The 21,398-nt window shown below is 59.1% G+C and carries 15 protein-coding genes and 1 pseudogene; 9 read left to right on the forward strand and 7 right to left on the reverse strand.

What is annotated here, in order from left to right; translation table 11 throughout:
- Positions 1-41: 41 nt before the first annotated feature.
- The 3 genes from C495_RS00370 to C495_RS00380 form a co-directional block, all read right to left on the reverse strand.
- Positions 42-371, reverse strand: coding sequence for a hypothetical protein (locus C495_RS00370; RefSeq protein WP_008158909.1), 330 nt, complete (start codon positions 369-371; stop codon positions 42-44).
- A gap of 221 nt (positions 372-592) precedes the next feature.
- On the reverse strand, positions 593-1,795 hold the full coding sequence (locus tag C495_RS00375; protein WP_008158910.1) for a carboxylate--amine ligase: 1,203 nt from the start codon (positions 1,793-1,795) through the stop codon (positions 593-595).
- Positions 1,796-2,069: 274 nt separating this feature from the next.
- Positions 2,070-3,683: an alkaline phosphatase family protein gene (locus C495_RS00380; RefSeq protein ID WP_008158911.1), complete on the reverse strand. Its 1,614-nt coding sequence runs from the start codon at positions 3,681-3,683 to the stop codon at positions 2,070-2,072.
- A 280-nt stretch (positions 3,684-3,963) separates the two neighbouring features.
- Here C495_RS00380 and C495_RS00385 point away from each other — a divergent pair, with 280 nt between their 5' ends.
- The 3 genes and pseudogenes from C495_RS00385 (at position 3,964) to C495_RS18280 (ending at position 5,984) form a co-directional block, all read left to right on the forward strand.
- Positions 3,964-4,902 carry a polysaccharide deacetylase family protein gene (locus C495_RS00385; RefSeq protein ID WP_049890059.1) on the forward strand — a complete coding sequence of 313 codons (939 nt, stop codon included), beginning with the start codon at positions 3,964-3,966 and terminating at the stop codon, positions 4,900-4,902.
- Positions 4,899-5,288 (forward strand): annotated as a pseudogene (locus C495_RS18565) (GNAT family N-acetyltransferase); the annotation flags it as partial. The gene C495_RS00385 and the pseudogene C495_RS18565, both read left to right, overlap by 4 nt.
- 255 nt (positions 5,289-5,543) lie before the next feature.
- On the forward strand, positions 5,544-5,984 hold the full coding sequence (locus C495_RS18280; protein WP_241430569.1) for a hypothetical protein: 441 nt from the start codon (positions 5,544-5,546) through the stop codon (positions 5,982-5,984).
- Positions 5,985-6,050: 66 nt separating this feature from the next.
- On the opposite strand, the gene C495_RS00395 is transcribed toward C495_RS18280, so the two are convergent.
- The gene (locus C495_RS00395; protein ID WP_049890066.1) at positions 6,051-7,061 is read right to left on the reverse strand and encodes a lipid II:glycine glycyltransferase FemX; all 1,011 of its coding nucleotides are present in this window, start codon (positions 7,059-7,061) and stop codon (positions 6,051-6,053) included.
- 403 nt (positions 7,062-7,464) lie between these two features.
- Here C495_RS00395 and C495_RS00400 point away from each other — a divergent pair, with 403 nt between their 5' ends.
- The 6 genes from C495_RS00400 to C495_RS00425 all read left to right on the forward strand — a co-directional run bounded on the left by C495_RS00400 (position 7,465) and on the right by C495_RS00425 (position 17,539).
- Positions 7,465-8,964, forward strand: coding sequence for a DUF1616 domain-containing protein (locus tag C495_RS00400; RefSeq protein WP_083902424.1), 1,500 nt, complete (start codon positions 7,465-7,467; stop codon positions 8,962-8,964).
- A 132-nt stretch (positions 8,965-9,096) separates the two neighbouring features.
- Positions 9,097-10,920, forward strand: a complete 1,824-nt coding sequence (locus tag C495_RS00405) for a hypothetical protein (protein WP_008158916.1) — start codon at positions 9,097-9,099, stop codon at positions 10,918-10,920.
- A 301-nt stretch (positions 10,921-11,221) separates the two neighbouring features.
- Complete coding sequence (locus C495_RS00410; protein ID WP_008158917.1) at positions 11,222-12,715, forward strand: flippase; 1,494 nt, start codon at positions 11,222-11,224, stop codon at positions 12,713-12,715.
- Between the two features lie 284 nt (positions 12,716-12,999).
- On the forward strand, positions 13,000-14,115 hold the full coding sequence (locus tag C495_RS00415) for a hypothetical protein (RefSeq protein WP_008158918.1): 1,116 nt from the start codon (positions 13,000-13,002) through the stop codon (positions 14,113-14,115).
- Between the two features lie 330 nt (positions 14,116-14,445).
- A complete protein-coding gene (locus tag C495_RS18185; protein WP_008158920.1) occupies positions 14,446-16,164 on the forward strand; it encodes a hypothetical protein in 1,719 nt (572 codons plus the stop codon).
- Positions 16,165-16,363: 199 nt separating this feature from the next.
- The gene (locus tag C495_RS00425) at positions 16,364-17,539 is read left to right on the forward strand and encodes a polysaccharide deacetylase family protein (RefSeq protein WP_083902425.1); all 1,176 of its coding nucleotides are present in this window, start codon (positions 16,364-16,366) and stop codon (positions 17,537-17,539) included.
- A gap of 160 nt (positions 17,540-17,699) precedes the next feature.
- Here the strand turns inward: C495_RS00425 and C495_RS00430 are convergent, their stop codons facing one another.
- From C495_RS00430 to C495_RS00440, 3 genes are all read right to left on the reverse strand, one after another.
- Complete coding sequence (locus C495_RS00430; RefSeq protein WP_008158924.1) at positions 17,700-18,719, reverse strand: GNAT family N-acetyltransferase; 1,020 nt, start codon at positions 18,717-18,719, stop codon at positions 17,700-17,702.
- Positions 18,720-18,803: 84 nt separating this feature from the next.
- A complete protein-coding gene (locus C495_RS00435; RefSeq protein WP_008158926.1) occupies positions 18,804-20,000 on the reverse strand; it encodes a glycosyltransferase in 1,197 nt (398 codons plus the stop codon).
- Positions 19,997-21,289 carry a prenyltransferase/squalene oxidase repeat-containing protein gene (locus tag C495_RS00440; protein WP_008158928.1) on the reverse strand — a complete coding sequence of 431 codons (1,293 nt, stop codon included), beginning with the start codon at positions 21,287-21,289 and terminating at the stop codon, positions 19,997-19,999. The genes C495_RS00435 and C495_RS00440 overlap by 4 nt, the downstream gene beginning before the upstream one ends.
- Positions 21,290-21,398 lie beyond the last annotated feature (109 nt).

The raw sequence follows: 21,398 nt of genomic DNA on the forward strand, positions 1-21,398 counted from the left end.
ACTGTTGATCGCAAAACTGACCCCTTCCCGGCTCGGCCGAACTATCGTTCCGGAACGCCGTAATCGATATGCACGTTCGGAACGCTCGCGGAGTCCGGTGCTTCGACGCCGTTCCAGTCGACGACACGAACGTTCGTCACTTGGCCGGCAAAGCGGAATCGCTGAACGCCGACGTCGATCGCTCCCTCCGCGACGCTGCCCGAGACGATCGTTGCCTCCTCAACGGGGTCTTCAGCGTCCATCTCGATCTCGCCATCGACGGCGATTTCGAAACTCGAGGGGACGCCGCGGCCGACGATCGTCACGAGATTCGGAAGTGGTTCTGTCTCTGTCGTGGCAACCTGGTTCTGTACCGGTGTGTCGCGTGCCATACTTCGGTAAGTTTGTCTCTTCGGTATAAGCCTTCTTGTCGACTCATTGGTAGCAGTTCAAGAAATATAGGCACTCAGATACGGCACAACGAGCTGATAGTCATCCAAGATATGACGACAAGTGGAGAGGTAGTGAACGGCGACGGCACGCTACTGACAGCCGACGCACAGCAACTCCTCGTCCGCGTTGTACTGGTGTCGCCGTCCGTTGACGCTGCTGGCTACCGAAGCGTCGAGAACGTGTTCAGGAGGTCACGAACGAACGGGCGTGGATCGTCACGGCTGAGATAGTCGAACCGCGGCTCCTCGTAGAGCGTTCGGGCCACTTCGGCCACCGCCGCCGTCACTGGTGGCTTCTCGACGAGGTCGATGTCTTTTCTAAGTATCGAATGCAGATACAATAGCTCGCCTCGCAGTAGGTGTCCACCGATTCCTGGCTGGTAGCTGTGGTCAATCCGATCACGCGCCCCGTTTGCCAGCAACCAGTAGTAGTACGGGAAGTCCGCACCGGCCTGCACCGAGAAGGGAAGCGACGACCAGAACCGCGGATTGACCTCCATAAGCTTGAACTCGCCTGTCTCCTCATCGCGCAGGAACTCGACCATCGCGAGCCCGTGCCACTCTAACTCATCGAGCAGCGCCAGCCCGGATTCCTCGAGCGCCGGAATGTCGACTGACTCGCGAAACGCACTGGGGCCGCCCGCGTAGCTGTAGCCACGGCGCTGTCGGTGCTGGAAGGTCGCCACTGGCTCGCCTTCGTCGTAGAGTGCGAAGAAGCCGTACTCGTCGGTCGTCGAGACGTACTCCTGAATCAGTGGCACGTGGTGCATCTCGGTGTGGACGGCCTCGGTCGCGGTAGTTCGAGCCGACTCGAGATACTGGGTCGACGGCGGGGCGACACAGGTTTCTGGCGTGTACTCATCGACGTACTCGTCTCCGAGGATTGTATACCGTGGCTTGATGATCCACTTCTGGCCGTCATCGGGTGCGGCTGTAAACAGCGCTGTTTCCGGTGCGCCAACACCGGCCGTGTCGGCGGCTTCGAACAGTCGCATCCGGTCTTGTGCTCGCGCGAGCGTGTCGAACGTCGGCCAAGGGGTGCTAACGTACTCGGCGAACTCGTCTCTGTACTTCGATAACACGTAGATGTCCGGCTCTCGAACCGGGATGATCGTCCGCACGTCCGGGCGCATCGCCAGCGAGCGCAGCGCGTCCTTATATGCCACGAGGTCCTCGTGTGGCGACGGCACACGAACCGCCTCGTTACAGTATTTCGACTGAAACGCAGGGGTCGTTTCATCACTCGAGACGACGATCGTTCGGATACCGCGTCGACCAAGCGACCTCGCACAGGCGACCGTACTCGGCGCGGCGATCCCCGGAACGACGACTGATTCGTTCCCGTTCCAGGCGGAGTTGTCCATACAGCCACTCCAATATCGGATAGAAATGTTATGTCGTCTCTAATCGCTGCCTCGGGGACGCCCAGTCACCGACTACTGCGCTCTCGAGTCCGATTTTGCCACTCGAGTCACGATTGCGAAACGACCTCGACGGTGATCGTTCCACCCACGCGGCCAACACTCGTCCGTCGAGATCGACACGATAACGGCGGGCTATCGGGCGTTTCTTCGAACGGGGTAACGGCGTTTCGCACTGGATACTCGTCGCCCCTGTTGGTCGATGCTCACTCCGTCGCTACTCGAGATAGCCGAGGTCTGCGAGTCGCTTCTCGACGGTGTCGTCAGCTGTTTCGACCGACCGCGTGCCATCGAAGCGCGGATACTGTCGTGTGCCAGCCGAGTCGACACACGGTAGTGGGGACCCATCCATTCTCTCGTCGAACGGAATCCCGAACGTCGACAGGACAGTTGGGGCGATATCGAAGAGGTGGGCGTCCCCGACCCCAGCCGCGGGCTCGATATCCGCTCCCCGAGCCGCGACCGTTCCCTCGAGTTTGTGGTTCCACGGCTCGCTTGGCGGCCCGAACTGCTCGTTCAGCAGCGTCGCCGACAGGAAGTGCTCGAAGTCGGCCGGAACGGTCACGATATCGACCGCGCGCTCGCTTTCGGGACCGTGAAAGTACTCCTCGCTGGGTCTGACAGCCTCGAACACGGGCTCGCCGTCGGGTGTCGTCACCGATCGCAAGGCGTCGATGAGTCGCGTTCGAACTTCCTCGTACGCGCCCGGCGGGACGACGCCGTCCGGTTCGCGCCCCTCGAGGTTGATTCGAACGCCGAGTTCGATCCGCGAGCGCACGTACGCCGTCGAGTTGGGGAAGTCGACCTGCGTTGCTCCCGCGTTGACCATCCCGGCTGGGGCGTACGACGCGACGACCTCGTCGAGGCCGAGTCGCTCGAGGACGGCCCCGATCCGCTGGCTCGTCAGCCCGAATCCGGCGGCGGTCGCCATCGCTCGCTCGGCGACGCTGGCCTCGTGGCGCGTCGTGTCGTCACCGTCTTTCAGATTACCGTCCCGAACTGTCGCCCAGTTTGGCATCCCTCGGCCGCCGCTTGCAGTCGTCACGAATCCCTCCTCGCGGAGGAACTCGTTGATGCGGAACTCCTGTCCGTTGTACGGCCCCATCCCGTGGTCGCTCGCGATGATCACGTTCGCTGGCTCCGTTGCCTCGAGGATCTCGGCCAGCTGTCGGTCGACCTCGCGGTAGATCGACCGAATCGCGTCGTCGTTATCCGGCTGTTCATGGAAGATCGAATCAGTTGCCTGAAACTCGACGAACCCGAACTCGGGATCGTACTCCGCGGCGAGGTAGCGAAACGCCTCCCCTCGCATACGCACGCAATCAGTGTAGGCCTGTCCGAGGTTGGTTGCGTCCTCGTCGGGGTAGACACGGTACTCACCGATCGCCGCTCGGACCTCCTCGAGCAACCCCGACGGATGGCAATCGGGGTCTTCGGGCGCGGTGTAACCCGGAATCAGTGCGCCGTCGAACTCCCGCGGCGGATGGGTGACGGGGACGTTAACGACGACACTCGAGATCCCGTGTCGATCGAGCAGTTCCCACAGCGTCCGCTCGCGAACGTCAGTGGCGTTGACCACGTCCCAGTCGTAGCCGTCGAAATCGAGAAAGCCGTAGACGCCGTGTTTGCCGGGATTCATGCCCGTATACAGCGACGGCCACGCGCTCGCCGTCCACGGCGGAATCTGTGACTCTAACGGGCCACTCGTTCCGTCTCGGTAGATCGACTCGAGGGTCGGTATCTCCTCGGCGTCGAACAGCGGCTCGAGTACCCGGTCACAGGCTGCGTCGATACCGACGAGTAGCGTTTGGAGCGAAGCGTCGTCGTTCATCGTTCATAGACCCGATGCGGGACCCTTTCGTTATGGATATAGTTACTGAGATGATGACAGTGTCTCCAGACATCTTGTCTCCAGTGACGAGCGTAATAGACGGGCTGTGATCCGGCTCAGTGGCCAGACAAGAGAATCGGTCCCGTAGCAACGGAGCGTTCGAAACCGGTCTCGAGCCTATCGTTGTGAGCTCTCAACAGGTGATTGTACTGTCCCGGTGAGTGTATTCGAAGCGGAAATTTATGGCTAACTAACTTCTTGTACCGGTTCGGGCCTCCGTATGGGCAGTGTCGTAATTTCGATCGATACCGAACTCGCATGGGGATTTCACGATCAAGCGGATCGGCCTACTTCTCGGATTCGGTCCGCTCGTAATGCGTGGCAACGAGCCGTCGACGTGTTCGATCGCTATTCGATACCCGCGACCTGGGCCGTCGTCGGTCACCTGCTACTCGATGAGTGTCAGGGTACTCATCCTGATCATCCCGCATCGGATACGGGCTGGTTCGAGTCCGATCCGGGTGGTTCTGAAGCGACGAACGAGCGTTGGTTCGGTTCGACGCTCATCGAAGCGATCGATGAGGCAGACACCGATCATGAACTCGGCTGCCACTCGTTTTCTCACGTTCTTTTCGATAGCGATCAGATTACGACAGAGATCGCCGAAGCCGAGTTACAGCAGTGTGAAGCCATTGCCCGTGAACACAACCTGTCTTTCTCGTCGTTCGTGTTTCCACGGAATATTATCGGGTTTCGTGAACTTCTCCCCAAATACGGATTCCGGGCGTATCGTGGTCGGTCACCGAACCGATGGCACGACGAATCACTGATCTACCCGGTTGCGAAATTCACGAACTACACCGTTGGCAACACGCCGCCACCGCTTGTCCATCCCGAAGTGGATGAGCACGGCCTCGTCAATATCCCGGCATCGCTCGATCTCTTCTCGCTCGAGGGCACTGCTCGGCGGTTTGCATGTTCTTTCGGGGAGGACCCAGTCCTTAGACAGGCGAAAATGGGAATTGATGCAGCAGCGACAGACCAGTCCGGCGTGTTCCACATTTGGTTACACCCGAACAATCTCGTTCGTGATGCCGACTTCGATCGGCTCCAGCGAGTACTCTCGTATATCGCCGACCAGCGTGATCGCGGCCAAATCGCCGTTGAAACGATGGCCGATGTGACAGACCGAACGGTCGCACAACCGTTGTCACAATGAGCCGATATACGATACGTCCGTTTCAAGCGGGTGATCTCGACCAGTACCTTTCGTTGTATAACGCTGTGTTCGGTACTCGTCCGGACGAAACGTGGTTTCAATGGAAGTATCTAGATAATCCGTATATCGACCATGTTCCGATCTACGTTGCGGAAACGGATGGGGACATCGTCGGTGCTCGTTCGTTCTTTGCACTCCCGCTTCGAACCACTCAAGAGACAGTCCTCGCTCTCCAGCCCTGTGACACGATGGTGCACGAAGCACACCGGCGTCAGGGGTTGTTTACCAGAATGACGGCGGTCGCCATCGAGGGGTACCGTGATGGCGCTCCTGAACTCTTTTTTAACTATCCGAACAGCAAGACTCGAGCTGGCAATCGAAAACTCGGCTGGCAAGTAGTGCAGGAAAAAGAACTCTTCTATCGGTTACAACACCCGGCCGTGATTGCGCAGTCGGCAGGTGACAGAAGCGTGGCGAATCTCGCCTCGAGCGTTGTCTCACCAGTCGTCAAAGGATACGTGACTGCTCGCGACGCTCTCGCGAACGAGACCCGACTGGAGGGGACCATCGAACGGCACGAACGAGTCCCGACTGAACGACTCGCCTCGTTCTATTCTACGGCCGTTCCCGACGCATTTCACGTGGTACGAGACGAACGCTTCTTGCAGTGGCGATTTCGCAATCCCGAATGGGAGTACACTACCTATATCGCCATTGTCGGGGGCGCTGATGTTGCTGCAATTGTCACTGGGAGTCAGCAGACCGGCGGAATAACGAAGACTACGATTATCGACGTCCTATCCAGAAGCGATACTGCGGCCGCTGTCTGCGATGGGCTTCTCTCTGCCGTCCTCGAGTATAATCAGGAGACTGATCTGATCGTCGCCATGGGTGAGTCGATTGCCCGTGAGACGTTACTGAAACGCGGGTTTCTTCCGGACAGCAAACCTCCCCTGTCTCCTGTAACGGAGACGACGACACTGATGGTCCGATCTCTTTCGGACGACGGGATACTCGATGGGAATGCAATAACCGAAGCGGAAAACTGGCAAACGACGTTCCTCAGTCACGACACGGACTGATATCGTGGCTCCGAATCGCTCTTTGTTACAAATGATTTTCAGCGGTAGAATCGACCGAGAACGGTCTTATTTGACTGAATCGTACAGCGATGCGACCGTCCGCATCCCCCATGAGCCGTACTCGAGGCTGTAGTACGTCTCCAGTTCGGGATTGAACTTCGCTTTGTACCGGTTGATCCGGCGCGTGTCGGCCCCGACGAGATCGTACGTTTCGAGACCGTTCTCGAGACCGTCGCTCATGATCGCCCAGTCGAGCAGGTCGTTCGTCGGCACGTCGACGTCGGCGTCGGTCCGCACTCCGCCCATCCACCGACCCGTGGTGCCATCGTACTCGAGTGCCAGAATGCCGCCGATAAACTCGCCGTCTACACGGAGGGTGTACGGCCGCACATGGCCGTTTTCGGTTCGGTCGGCGAGCTCGAGGATGAACTCGACTGGCACACCAAAGCTGATGTCCTGTGACTCGTACCGATGTTTCACCTGCTCGTGGATCAGGCGCAGCTCTTTGGGGCCGCCGACCGTGACCTCGTAGGCGTCGTCGTCGGTGTTCCGGATGTTGCTCCGGGCGTCGCTGCTGAACGACATCAACAGGTCCTCTTTCCCGACGGTGAGGTCGACGGCATAGGTGTACTCCGGCGTCACGTCGTAGGCGTTCCACTTGAACGGGCGCGAATCCTCGAACGCCGTTGCCGTCCGGATGTGGCCGTACTTCGGATTCAGTGCCGACTCGATCCACTCGAAACAGCCATCCATGAAGCGCTGACGGCGACGCTCGCGCTTTCGCTGTTTCAGCTTCCCCATGTTCAGAAACGCCGGCCCGAGGTACGGCACGCGGAGGTGTGGAGGCGGGGAAAACGCCGTCGTGACGAACTGCTTTCGGATCTCAAAGACGGGAAACAGCCCAACCGGCTCCTGTCCTTTGAACCCGATCAGTGGGTGGACCGTCGCGTCTGCGTGTTCGGCCTGCACCCGCAGCGCCTCGAGTTCGTGACACAGTGTTCCCTGTGGCGACTGTGCGACGTAGTCGTTCCACTTCTCGAGGTCGTCGTCCGTCGCGACGTGGACATCGATGCTCATCTGTTCGACCACCCGGAGACGGACGCTCGAGTGTCGTCATCGGTTTCTCGGTGTCTCATACGAGAGTGATCCCTTCACGAGCACTTTGTAAGCAACTTGTTTCCGTCTTCGATGCGTTTCAGTCACGACTGCTGTCACTCCTTTCGATCGGTGCGGACGACGTATGCCCACACTACGAACGTCATGTCCCGCAAAGCGTTTTCCTCGCGTGCTGTTCGTGATCCACACGTGCTCGTGCGACTGTGGTCGGCTCGTCGGCGTCGTCTTCGAGTTGGTGTTTTGGCGCGTGACTCCGAGATCAGCGGGCCGCCGGCTCAGCGGAACTGTCCCGGTGACCAGTCAGTCGGTTATGCGACTAGTAACAATGTTCGAACCAGTCGACAGACCGATAACTGACGGATATATGAAAGACATCTTGACTCGAACGTTTCGTCCGTTCGTCGCCGCCGATACCGAAACGACACACCTTCGGGATCGAATCCCGATTGATCTGGTCGGTGTCACTGGATTCGTCGTCATTGCAGCCGTCCTGCTGGCTGTCGTCGATGTTTCGTCTCCGGTCGTGCGGGCCACAGTTGGGATTCCGCTGTTGTTTCTCGCACCGGGATACGTGACCGTAGCGGCCCTGTTCCCACGCGCATCGCCGGTCGATCCGATGCAGTCGACGCTGTTGATCGGTCAGACACGGGACGTAACCGATGTCGAACGCGCAGCACTCGCGTTCGGTATGAGCGTTGCTCTCCTTCCGCTTCTCGGCCTGCTCATCACTGCCCTCTCGTGGGCGTTTACGACGACGACGGTGGTCGGAACCGTCAGCGGATTCGTCCTCGCCGGTGTCGTCATCGCGACTGGCCGACGGACTCGCCAGCCCGTTCATGAGCGCTACCAGTTCCGTCTCGGCCGCAAGCTCGGTGCCGTCCGCGCGGCGATCTTCGGGACGGGATCGACCGTCCACACTGTTGTCAACCTCGTCCTCGTTTTCAGTCTGCTTCTCGCGCTGACCAGCGTTGGCTACGCGCTCGTCGCCCCACAACAGCAGGGCGAACAGTACACCTCTCTCCAGTTACTCACGGAAAACGAGTCCGGTGAACTCGTCGCTGGCGGTTCGCCGGGTGCCGTCGAACCCGATGAACCGATTTCGTTCACGACCGCGATCGAGAATCAGGAAGAACAGGAGATGGAGTACACGGTCGTCATCCAGGAACAATGGCTCGAGGATGGGTCAGTCTTCGATCGCACGGAGGTACAGCGGACCGACCACCGCGTCAGTGCTGGTGACACCCTCACCACTGACCGGGACGTAACGCCGAACGCCGAAAGCGGCACCGTTCGGATCGCAGTGTTGCTGTACGAAACTGACGACGTTCCCGAGACGCCAACGACTGACAACGCCTATCGATACGGCTACCTCTGGATCGATGTGACTCCAGATGGTGAGCTCGCGTCCGATGATGGTGCTGAGGATAGCGACGACGCTGATACAGACGATGGCGATGCGGATGATGTTGACGAGGATGACGACGCTGATGCCGACGACGGTGAAGCGGATGACGCTGACGGAGATGACGACGCTGATGCCGACGACGGTGAAGCGGATGACGCTGACGAAGATGACGACGCTGATGCAGACGACGATGGAGCGGATGACGCTGACGAAGATGACGACGCTGATGCAGACGACGATGGAACGGATGACGCTGATGAGGATGACGACGCTGATGCAGACGACGATGGAACGGATGACGCTGACGAGGATGACGACGCGGATGCCGACGACGACGGGGCTGATGACACTGACGAAGATGACGACGCTGATGCCGACGACGGTTCGGATGATGCTGACGAGGATTCTGATGCCGATTCGGACGCTGATGAAGACGACGATACTGACGAAGACGACTAGTTGACGACCGTCAGCGCCACTCTCCCACAAATCGACTCACAGCATGGCCTTTCGAGAAGGGTATTACCCGGTTTACATGTAGAAACTAGTGAATAACAAGGACTGCAACTGGTGACCCTCGAACCAGTTCGAATGTCTACTCAGTCAGCAATCGATGACGACCTGTTCCCAAAGCTGGCGCTCGTGATCGGATTTCTCGCAGTTGCTAGCAGTGTCCTCGTCGCCCGTGCTAACCCAGCACCAGGCTACGAACTCTCGATATACACGATGACGTCGCCGTTCGTCTGGGCGGGACTGATGGCCGCGCTTGCCGTCGCGCTCGCCATCGCGTTCGTTTCGTCGTCGGACACAAGTCCCACTCGAGCGAATCAGTCACTCGCGATCGTTCTCGGTGGCCTCGTAATGGTCGTTTTCGCCGGGTTGCCGATCATCCGCGGCTATCGATTCTACGGCCATCACGATGCGCTGACCCATCTGGGCTGGGCTCGAGCGATCAGTGAGGGAACGATTGTCCCGTTCGATCTGTACTATCCCGGCATCCACACGGTGACAGTGCTCGTTAACTCAACACTGGAACTCTCGCTTTCACAGTCGATGCTCCTCGTCGTGCTCGTCTCTGTGATCGTGTTCTGCGTCTTCGTCCCGCTCTGTGTCGGGACGATCACGCGGAGCCAGCAGGCAGTCACCATTGGTGCGTTTTCGGCGTTCCTGCTGTTGCCGATTACGACGATCTCGATGTATCTCGTGGCACACGCGATGTCACAGGCGGTGTTGTTTTCGGCGCTGTTGTTCTATCTCTTCACGAAGTACCTTCGCACCGATCGAGCGTCGGCATCAATCTCCGCGATTGGCGTCCTCTTTGCGCTCACCGCGACTGCGACTGTCGTCTATCATCCCCAGCTTGTCGCTCATCTGATCGCCGTTTTCATCGGCATCTCTCTCGTACAGTACGTCGCTCGGCGGTTCTGGAGCCGGGGTCAGATCGCCGGACAGACGCCGATGTACAGCGTGACGGTCTTTTTCATCGCGTTGTTCCTGATCTGGACGGCCAATCACGGCTTTTTCAGCGGCATGCTCGAGTACTTTTTTAACTCCGTGATCGAGTACGTCTTCGAGCGCGGGGACGGCGGTGAAGCGACCATCGCGACACAGGGTGCATCACTTGCAGCGGCTGGTGGGGGCCTGCTCGAGATCTTCCTCAAACTGTTCTTCCCGCAGCTGGTGTACAGTCTCCTCGCCGGTGGCCTCGCGCTTGGCCTCTTGCGCGTTCGACAGTCGGTGTTCGTCTCCAGTGTCCGTGCCGAGACGACGTACTTCGTCACTGCACTCGTCGCACTCGTCCCGCTGTTTTTGGTGTATTTTGCGTCGGCAGGCGCGACGATGTACTTCCGTGTCATGGGGCTGATGATGGTGTTCGTCACGATTCTAGGCTCGCTCGTGATCTACGGGCTCGTCTCCTGGCGTGCAGATCGCAGCCAGCAGCCATCGTCGACCGGGCGGCCGTTGCTCGCTGCTGGGTTCGCGGTGTTGCTCACACTGTCTCTCGTCGCCGTGTTCCCGTCACCGTACATCTACAATCCGTCACCCCACGTCACCGACACACAGATGGATGGGTACGAGACTGCCTTCGCGACGCAGGATGACGACGTCGAATTCGTCGGACTGCGAGATGGGCCGAATCGCTTCGACGATGCGGTCCACGGAAATGCTGAACGGATGCGACTCCATCAGGACGTTCCGGAGGCAGCTCTCGGTTCTCTTGGCGAGCAGTACGATGATGATCGATACCTCGTTCTCACGCAGGCGGACCGAGAGCGAGAAACGATCGCGTATGGTGAACTTCGCTACTCCGAGGCCGAGTTCGATTCGCTTGCGACACAGCCTCGAGTGGATCGTATCCAGACCAACGGTGACCTCGAGACGTATTACGTACACGGCGGAACTGCGACGGCGTAGTTCCGAGGCGCCGATCCCATGACACGGTTGCAGACACGCCCGTGACAGACGGCGTGTTGAAGTGGTAGGAGAGTCATAACAAGGGGTGAACCACTGTACTGGCTGACTGTCTTGATGATTCATTCCATCGAACAGCAGTTTCACAATTCGGTACGTGTAGTCGGGTGTAGTCGGGTTCTGGACCTGTCACGTGACACTGTCTCTGTTGAGAAACGCCGTCGCTGCGTCTGTCGAGACGACCGTCAGATTTCAACTGATGTTTCGGTGAGTTCGCAAACCGTGCTGTCTGGGCTGTCCATTCATGTCCACAATTGAGAAGGCCGTCAACGGATTCAAGGCAAACCTTGTCGCGAAAGCCGTCGAAATCGGTGTCAACGGCCTCCTCATACTGCTCCTCACACGAGTCTTCCTGACAACTGAAGAGTACGGACTGTTGTATCTCGCAATTTCGATTTTCGGAATGGCGGTGTTTTTCAGTCGGATGGGATTCGCCAAATCGGCTGCGCGCTATGTCACCGAGTATCGAGAAATCGATCCATCCAAGATTCCCTTCATTGTCCGCCGTTCGCTTACGTTCAATCTCATCACGATTGCAGTGATGGTTATCGGCCTCATCGTGTTTCGTGATCCGATCGCGACACTGGTCGGCGAACCGGAACTGGTGCCGCTCCTTTCGTTCGGCTTTCTGTTCGTCATCACTCAGACGTTGCACTCGTATGGCTACGTCCTCTGTCAGGGCTTCAATCGAGTCACGTGGAGTGCAGCCTTGCTGATCGTCTCAAATCTCGGTATCCTCGTATTCGTGCTGGTCTTTCTCGGGCTCGGATTCGGCGTTGTCGGGGCGCTGTTCGGGTACATCGCTGGGTACGCACTCGGTGCTGGACTCGGCCTCGTCGTTCTCTATCGGTGGGTGTCACGTATCGACCGCGAGCCACCCGACGCTGTGAACGATCGAACAGGTTCGGACGACGATGGCCTCTCGAGACGCATTCTCGAGTACAGTTTACCACTGACGGTCACGGGTTCGGCGTCGATTTTGTACAAACGCGTCGACATCGTGCTCGTTGGTGCATTCCTTACGCCCGTGGCTGTCGGGTACTACGTACTGGCGAAACAGCTGACGGAGTTCGTGACAGCACCTGCAAGCTCACTCGGATTTGCACTTGCACCCACCTACGGTGAGTCCAAGTCGAGCGACCAACTCGCCAGAGCTGCCGAGATTTACGAAACGACGTTTCAATACACCCTGCTTTTTTATATTCCGGCGGCAGTCGGCATCGTTCTCGTCGCTGATCCTGCCATCCGATACGTCTTCGGGGACGGCTATCTCGGTGCGATTCCGATCATTCAGGTGCTTTCCGTGTTCGTCGTCTTGCAGTCGATCAACAAAATCACGAACGATGCGCTCGATTTCCTCGGCCGTGCACGCCACCGGGCCATCTCGAAGGGAAGTGCGGCGATACTCAACTTGGGACTCAATCTCGTGCTCATCCCGACGATCGGTGTGATCGGCGCGGCGGTATCAACGATACTCAGCTACGCGTTGATGGTCATCGTGAATATTTATTTAATCAATGCAGAGCTGTCACTTTCGCTTCGACGACTGTTTGCAACCGTCGCTCGGGTGTGTGGTGTCACGATTGGCATGGCACTCGTCGTCATACTCTTCCTTCCGTTTGTCTCGAGTGTCGTCTCGCTGCTCGTAATCGTGGCGCTGGGTGTCTGCGTCTGGCTTGCACTCGCGGTCACCAGCGGACTACTCGATCTCAGGTGGGCTGTCGGGCAGCTTAGCTGATCTTTCATACGGTTTACTGTAATCAATCGGGGTGGCTCGAGGCACGGTCACAACGACCAGTATGACACGAGACACCCTTTCGTGCGATTGTTTTTCGACGAGATGGGTAACAATCTGCACCAGTCGCTGAACGTCTATTATTACTCGATAGCTATCGCTCTCCCTCTTTGAATATACGGAGTTGTTCTGGACATTCAAACAAAACAATTCCATTGAGGGTGTGGATATAAAAACTGATCAGCTGAAGAGATACTGACTTTCATACACTGTTCTTTCCAGATTGTATGACAACTAACGACGACAGTCAGGGAAACGCTACGGAGCGATCCGTGATCGGCCGTCGATCCTATCTGAACGCGATCGGAAGTGCAGCTGCGTTGGGTGTCGTCGGTGCTGGCTCGGCCGCTGCCGACGACGGAACCGATTTTGCCGTCATTGAGGTTCCAGCGGGAAGTACGCACACGATCCAACTCGGAGACGACGACACGCTCGAGAACACGCTGATCGATATCTCTGCCAGCGGCGCACAGTATCAGATCTCCGCCGCCGGAAGTGGTTGGACGATTCGAAACGTCGGTGTTCGCGGGGTCTGGGACGGCAACGACAAGGCGGAACCGCTGACTGCCACCGTTCCCGACGAAAACGGCACTGCTCACATCGAAAACCTCTATCTCGGCGATGGGGCCTACGACGATACCTACCCCGGTGCGACCGGCATCTACGTCGCCAACAACCACGCCGGGACCCTCGAGATCGACCGCGTAAACATTCAGGGCTTCCCTGACAACGCGATTTACGGCAGTTCGCCGGGCGATACGGACGCTCACTCGAGCGGCCGTGGCGGTGGTGGCGTCGTCCGAATCACGAACTCCTATGCGGCGGATTGTCGCGCCGGTGGATTCCGTGTCGGTTCTGATGGGTCGTCCGTCGAAAACTGTGTGGCGGTCGGCTGTGACCGAAACGTCTGGGGCTTTTACAACAGCACTGATGTGATCGACTGTGATTTCTCGAACGGTCGTATCGGTGATATCGGGACGGGAGATGGCGTTTGGCAAGCTGACGCCACAGTTACGGTCACGAACTCCCGGTTCGAGACCACTGTCGAACACTCGGGTCGGGTTGTCGGCCAGTCTGCGGGAACACCACGGCGTACTGAACCAAGCGACGTCGAGGGTGTGCCACTGACTGCAACGGACGCCGCGTCCAGTGACTCGCTCACTGCGGCGGACGATTCAGCCACCGACTCGTCGACTGTCGCGGACGATTCATCCGACACCTCGCTGACCGCAGCGAACGACGTATCCACTGTCTCGAATTCGTCTCCAGTGGCTGTTGACCAGCAGTGTCTGGTCGATGAGACGACGACCTCGAGATCGCTGTGGGACCTGTTCCGGTTCTAGCCGGTCACGAGCGCTCTCGTAGCCACTGACCGTCACGACACACCTGATCGAACGATAGCTGTGCGATTGGTGTGTCCATCGTTTCAGTCGGTATCGTACTCCACTGACATTCCCTTTTTATTGTTCTCGAGCCCTTCGGCAACGGTCTCTATTTCCCTTCCGGAGAATCCTCTAACTCGCTTAAAATATGGTAGTTCTGTCTATAATAACAATCCCCTCGAAACGGCACTCTGTGCAATCTGACTATCGCAAAATTCTGATGGTATGGATATAAAGACCGATCAGTTTAAGAGATACTTACTTCGACCAACTGTTCTTCGACAGAAATGTATGATGAACAACGACGAGAGTCGCGAGGAAGCTGACGAGAGGTCTCCACTCGGTCGTCGATCCTATCTGAAAGCTGCTGTCAGTGCGGCTGCGGTGGGTATCGCCGGTGTCGGATCGGCTACCGCTGCTGGTGCTGACTACGATGTTATCGAGGTTCCCGCGGGAAGTACGCACACGATCCAACTCGGCGATGGCGAGACGCTCGAGAACACGCTGATCGATATCTCCGCCACTGGCGCACAGTATCAGATTACCGCCATTGGCAGCGACTGGGCGATTCGAAACGTCGGTGTTCGTGGTGTCTGGGACCGCAACGAGAAAGCAGAACCGCTGATCGTTAGCGTTCCTAACGGAGCCGGTGCTGCCCGAATCGAAAACCTCTATCTCGGCGATGGGGCCTACGACGATACCTACCCCGGTGCGACCGGCATCTACGTCGCCAACAATCACGCCGGGACGCTCGAGATCGACCGCGTGAACATTCAGGGCTTCCCGGATAACGCGATCTACGGCAGTTCGCCGGGCGATACGGACGCTCACTCGAGCGGTCGTGGCGGTGGTGGCGTCGTCCGGATTACGAACTCTTATGCGGCGGACTGTCGCGCCAGCGGGTTCCGTGTCGGCTCCGATGGGTCCTCCATCGAAAACTGTGTGGCGGTCGGCTGTGACCGAAACGTCTGGGGCTTCTACAACGACACGGACGTGATCGACTGTGACTTTTCGAACGCTCGTATCGGTGACATCGCGACGGGCGATAGTGTCTGGCGCGATACTGCAACGGTCTCCGTCACGAACACGCGGTTCGAGACGACAGCCAGCCATTCGGGACAGGTTGTCGGCCAGTCTGCGGGAACACCACAGCGAACCGAACCAAGCGACGTTGATGGGGTGCCGCTGACAGCAACGGACGCCGCAGCTGGTGTCTCGAGGTCGTCTTCTAGTAACACGCCCGAGAGTAACGAAGACGAGGAAGAAGCGGTTGAGGAAGAGGAAACTGAGGACGAACAAGCCGTCGAGACCGAAAATCACCTGCTCGCCTTCGTCACTGAACCAGATTCGAGCTTTGCCGGCTACGAATTCACTGCTGAGGGGACTGTGGAATTCGCTGCAGCCCCATATGACAGTCCGTCTGGCCGTAGTATCGAGGGCGGCACATACGTCGCAGCGGACTTCATCGACGAAGACGGTGAAACCGTCCGCGCTGGCGGGATCACCGGCGGCGGCCACGGTGATGCGTTCGTGGTCGACGGATCGATCACGTCGATCGAGATCGAGCAGTCGGACGTGATGTGGGTCGAACTCGACGGCGAGGTGTTGGCTCCCGACGAGATCATTGAGGCGACGGGTGGCGACGAGGAAACCAAAGATGAAGCGACTGAAGATGCTGACGAACCGGACCTGCTCGCGTTCGTGACCGAACCCGACGCTCGATTTGCGAGCTACGAGTTCACTGCCGACGGTCCTGTTGAGTTCACCGAAGCGCCGTACGACAGTCCGTCTGGCCGCAGCATCGAGGGTGGCACGTACGTCGCAGAGGACTTCATCGACGACGACGGAGAAACCGTCCACGCTGGCGGCATTACCGGCGGCGGACACGGTGATGCGTTCCGTGTCGACGGGCCGATCACGTCGATCGAGATCGAGCAGTCGGACGTGATGTGGGTCGAACTCAACGGCGAGGAACTGTCTCCTGACGAAATCGTCGACGAGAGCTGTTAACGGAGCCGACGGCTCCCGCGCCCCTTTCGGTCCGACGATCGGGAGCGATTCTCGGAGCCACGTCGAACGACTGGCAGCCGTCGTCCAACTCGATCGAACCGTTCCGTTCTATCATAAACTGTCGGTAAGGTCCGTGTTTCGAGTCTTTCAGGAAAGAACGTCTTTCATAACAATTTACCTGCTGGTCGGATCGTTGTGTATGAGACGACGAGCAGTGCTTTGTTCGATCGGTGCAACCGGGCTTGCAGGCTGTGTGGGATCGTACTGGAGCGAAAGTAGTCGGTCCAGCGATGATGCCGATCCTATCGAGGGTGTGCTCGACGATTTCGAAGAGTTGTCACGGTGGCGAACGATCGGCGGTACGCTTTCTGCTGACGAAGAAACGTATCTTGGTGGTTCACAGGCTGCTCGCCTCGAGGCCGGGACCTCTGACGAACGGGCTGGTATCGGCCGGCAGTTCGACCAGCCGATCGATCTCTCGGACCGAACGCTTTCGCTTGCAGTGCGCGCCGACGACCTCATTTATCCGTGGATTCAGCTCGTGGATGACGACGGCAATCGGATGGATCTACGAACGAGTGTCAGAGGTAACTTCCCGTTCAAGCAGTACGATTTCGGCGTCGAATCAGTGACTGGATCGGTCGATCTGACGGCGATCACCGACCTTCGAATTATCGAGTACGTCGGCGAGTCGGAGCGGACGATCTGGTGTGATTCACTCCGGGTTGTCGACCGCCCGGACACGGGGGCTGTGATGATTCAGTTCGACGACGGCAACGTCACTGATCACACGCAGGCGCGACCGATCCTCGAGCAGTACGGATATCAGGCCGTGACGTTCGTCAATCCGGGGACGATCGGCACGGACGGGCATCTGACACTCGAGCAAGTGTCCGAACTCCACGATGCCGGATGGACCGTTGGGAGCCACTCCTACGATCACGTCTCGCTGCCGGCACAAGACGTCTCGACACAGGAAGACCAGATTCGAGAGAGCAAGGAGTGGTTGCTCGACCACGGATTCGAAGACGGTGCGGAGTACTTCGCGTATCCATACACCGACTACGACGAGACGACGTGTTCGCTCGTCGATGAGTACTACACGCTTGGGTTTGCCGGTGGCTTCCCCGCTGGCGGGAACGTGACGAACCCGCTCGAACTCCACCGACTCGGTGATCTCAACGCGGCGGACGCACGCGATGCGATCGATGCTGCAGTTCAGTGGAACGGGATCACGCAGCTGTTTTTCCACTGGCTCGGCGGTGAGACGCTGGCTGAGTTCGAGCAAACGATCGAATATCTCCACGAACGGGAGCAGGCGGGTGAGCTCGACGTTATCTCGCCTGCGGAGTTGGAAGCTGCGTATATGGTATAATCTGCCTTGGGGAAAATCTCCGAAGCACTCGCCTTGGACTTCTGTAGATGCTCCGTTCGAGAGGTCGGTCCCGAACTGTAACCTGTTCGTTCGCAATCGAGAAATAGTTCGCCGAGAACGCCACTATCGACGACCGTTCGAGGATGATGGCTGGTGCTGATTACTTCAGTGAGCCACTCACCCGTTGATACACCGACTTCGCGAGCGTCATCTCGAGCCCCCCCGACTCGACGACATAGTACGGTCGCAACTCGCCGTTGAACTTCCCTTTGTATTCACAGAGCCGTTCGGTGTTGGCCCCGACGAGATCGTAGCCTGTCACCGACTCGAGGGCGGGATCGGTGACGATGTCCTCGAGGATGGCGCGGTGGAGGAGGTTGTTGACGCTGACGTGTTCGTAGGAGGCGGTGACGCCGCCTTGCCAGTAGTAGGCCAAGTCGGGCGAAAACAGTGTGATGATTCCGCTTTTATAGGTCCCGTCGGGGGTTCGGGCCGCGTACACACGCCACCGATCGTCGTCCAGACTCGAGAGCAGGTCACGGAGGAACGGGCGGGTCATCGGGGCGGTATCGTCGTACTCTTCGTACTGCTCGACGACGTCGTCGTAGATCCGGAGGGCGGTGTCGATGCCTTCGGTGTCGATCGTCAGATCGAGCTCATCGTAGCGGCGCATCTCGTTTCGGAGGCTCTTGCTGAACCCGCTCATTGCGTCCTCGAGGTCGGCACAATCCTCGAGGTCGACGACGTACGTAAACTCGGGCTCAATCGAGAACTCGTTCCAGCCGTACGGCCGGGGGTCGGGATACTCGAGTGGGCAGGTCATCCGAAACAGCGTCGACCGGTTGTCGGTCTCGAGGTCCTCGGCGACCGCGTCGGCCAATTCGCTGTTGATTCGCTCCCACTTGCGGCGTTTCGGGCTGTTGGGGTTGATGATCGGCCCGAGTCGAGGGACGCCGAACGAAAGCGGCGGCGAGAACGCCGTTTGGCCGACCGATCTCTCCTCGACGAACACGGGTAATAGGCCGACGATCTGTTGGCCTTTGGCCGTCCCGTAGAGTCGCAACTCGGCGTCGACGTGGGCGTCGAGGACGGCAAGGGCGTCCGGATCGTGAAACACTTCGTACCCCGACCGTGGTAACGCCTCGCCCCACTCCTCGAGCGTCAGTCGTTCAGTCTCCATGTGAGTCTTCGTGTGATGACTATTCGTTTTGTTATCGCGTTGTTACTGCTTATAATGTCGGCTGTAACTGTGTCTCGGGCCTTCTCACGCCTCGAGTGTCGTCAGAATGCGACGCCAATCCTCGCCCGCTTGCGCCAGCGAGAACGAGGACCGAACGTCAGTCGCGTTCGCCGCGAGCGCGTCGCGCTCGTCGGGCTCGTCCAGACACCGCACCATCGCGGCCGCGAACGTCGCTGGCTCTCGGTCAGCGACGACGAGGCCGTTGTGGCCGTCGACGACGACATCCGGGATCGACCCGACCGGCGGCACTACGGGTGCGAGTCCGGTTGCCATCGCCTCGAGCATCACCAGCGGCAACGCGTCGCGACTCGAGGTGAGAACAAACGCTGCAGAACGGTGGTAGTAGGAGAGAGGGTCGTCGATCCAGCCGACGAGGTCGATTCGATCGTCAACCCCCAGCCGATCGATTTCGGCGACGACGTCGTCTCGAAGCACGCCGTCGCCGACCATCGCTGCCCGGAACTCTCGGCCGGTTGCGTCGAGTTCGGCGACCGCGCGGACGAACCGTACCGGGTCTTTTTCCTCGCTGAAGCGGCCGACCCAGACGAACTCGTAGTCGGGGTCGACGTCGTCGTCGGGCGGTCGGTAGGTCTCGATATCGATCGCGTTGGTCAGGATCTCGACCCGGTCAGGGGCGACGCCACACCCGACGAGGCGCTCGACGTGATCCGTTCCGGGGACGGAAACCGCGTCGAACTGCCTGAACGCCCACCGGGGGCCAGCACCGTACCACTCTCGTGCGTGATGGTCGAGATCGATACCGATGATGCCGAGGTGGGCCGGATAGCCGTAGAGTGCTTTCAGGACGAGCGCGTAGATCCCGTAGGGAACCAGTGAGATCGACGCGACCGCGTCGTACTCGTTTCGATACCCCTCATAGAGGGCGAAGAAAAACAGGAGGACGACCCGGACGATCCGTGGGCCGATATCCGGCACTGGCACGGCGGTCGCGCCGTCGATGTCGGTGTCCGGATCGAGACACACGAGCGTTGTCTCGCCGGCGACGTCCGCGAGCGGCCCGTAGTGGCGCTCGTTTTTGTGTGCCAGTCCCGTGATGACGAGGACGCGCATCTCCTCGGCACTGGGCTCGCTCGCCGGTGACGGCCGCTGCCGATCGTTTATCCCCGCTCGAGTCGACGTGTCTCCGTCGCTGTCGGCTGACGTGGTATCACGGCGATTCGATTCGTGTGCTGCACTCTGCTCGGTTATGGGCTGGCTCATGACGGCAGTGGTGTCCGTTCGCGTTCGGCAGTTGATTCCGACTCCAATCGATCCTGACTCGCCAGCAGGAACTCGGACAGCGCATACGACATCCATCCTTGACACCATCGCATCAGCGTCACTCGTTTCGTGTGGTGGCGATACTGCCGGTAGTAGAACTGTCCCTCCTTGACTTGCAGATTCGCGAGCACCCACCGGAGGATTCGCTCGGCGAACTCGAGATCACCTTCGTTCACAAAGACGAGCATACCCTGTGTGCTGGCGTGGATATCACGTGGATAGGCGCTTTTCTCGTCGAAGTTCGGCGCGCCGTCCAGTTCGAACAGGTCGGTTCGGTAGAACTCGAGGGCGTCCGCGAGTGTCTCGGCGTAGCGGTCCGCATCGACGACGTCGCGGTAGCGCTGGAACGCTTCGATCACGAACCCGTTGTGGTGGCTGTCCATCGAGAGGTGTGACGCCGACGCGGGCAGCCGGTACGGCCATCCGCCGATATCGGTCTGGTTGGCCGCGATGTGATCGAGGATCTTCGTCGCCGGTTCGCGGAGGTCCTCGTCGCCGAAGTGCTCGTAGAGATCGACGAGCATTCCGGCTCCCAGCGCGGCCGCGTTGACCGTGTAGGAGTCCTCGGGATGGTTCATGTGGTAGTCGACCTTTGCGCCGTCCTCGGTCTCTCGGTAGTTCAGGTCCTCGACCAGAAACGCCGTCGCCGTCCGGGCGACTTCGGCGTATTCGTCGCCGAGCCCACGCTCTGTGGCTCGCAGGAGCGCCTTGACCGCGTACGCCGTCGAGACGATATCCGGATCGCTCGGCACGCCTTTCGTGTGGAAGTGTTGGATCTCGTGTCGGTGGCCGCCACAGAAGCCGCTGTACCCCGTTATCCGTTCCTCGAGGAGCCACTCGGCGAGTCGGTCGGCTTCGGCGACCGGATCGAACGCGAGGTCGTCGACCTCGCCCCGGCGACTCGCGAGTTCGTGATAGTTGAGGTTGGCCATCGCGAACAGTGCCGCACCCTTGTAGTTTCGCCGGTGTTCGACACGGAGCAGCGGTCTGCTGTCGACCGGCGTGCGTTTGACGACCTCCTGGACGACCAGATTGAGGACCCTGTTCTCGAACGGCAGCGACTGCAGGAGTCGGCTGCTCATCCCGTCTCCATAATCCGGGCCAGTGTAGTCCCGACGGCGGGCGTATGCGAGGGTCGAATCGAGGACTGAGACGTAGTCGTCGACGGCTCGCGGGTGCCACCGTGGCTCGACCTGTCCGTCCGGCTCGGGAGACGTTCGTGACTGCATTGGGAGCATACTCAGAACATATTCACATTATTATACGCTCGCTACCGAGCCAGCCCGCGAGACAGGGTTTGGCTGCTCTCGTTCCGGCTGTCCGTTACATTCCGTACGA

This window comes from Natronorubrum sulfidifaciens JCM 14089, from assembly GCF_000337735.1.
Classification (GTDB): Archaea; Halobacteriota; Halobacteria; order Halobacteriales; family Natrialbaceae; genus Natronorubrum; species Natronorubrum sulfidifaciens.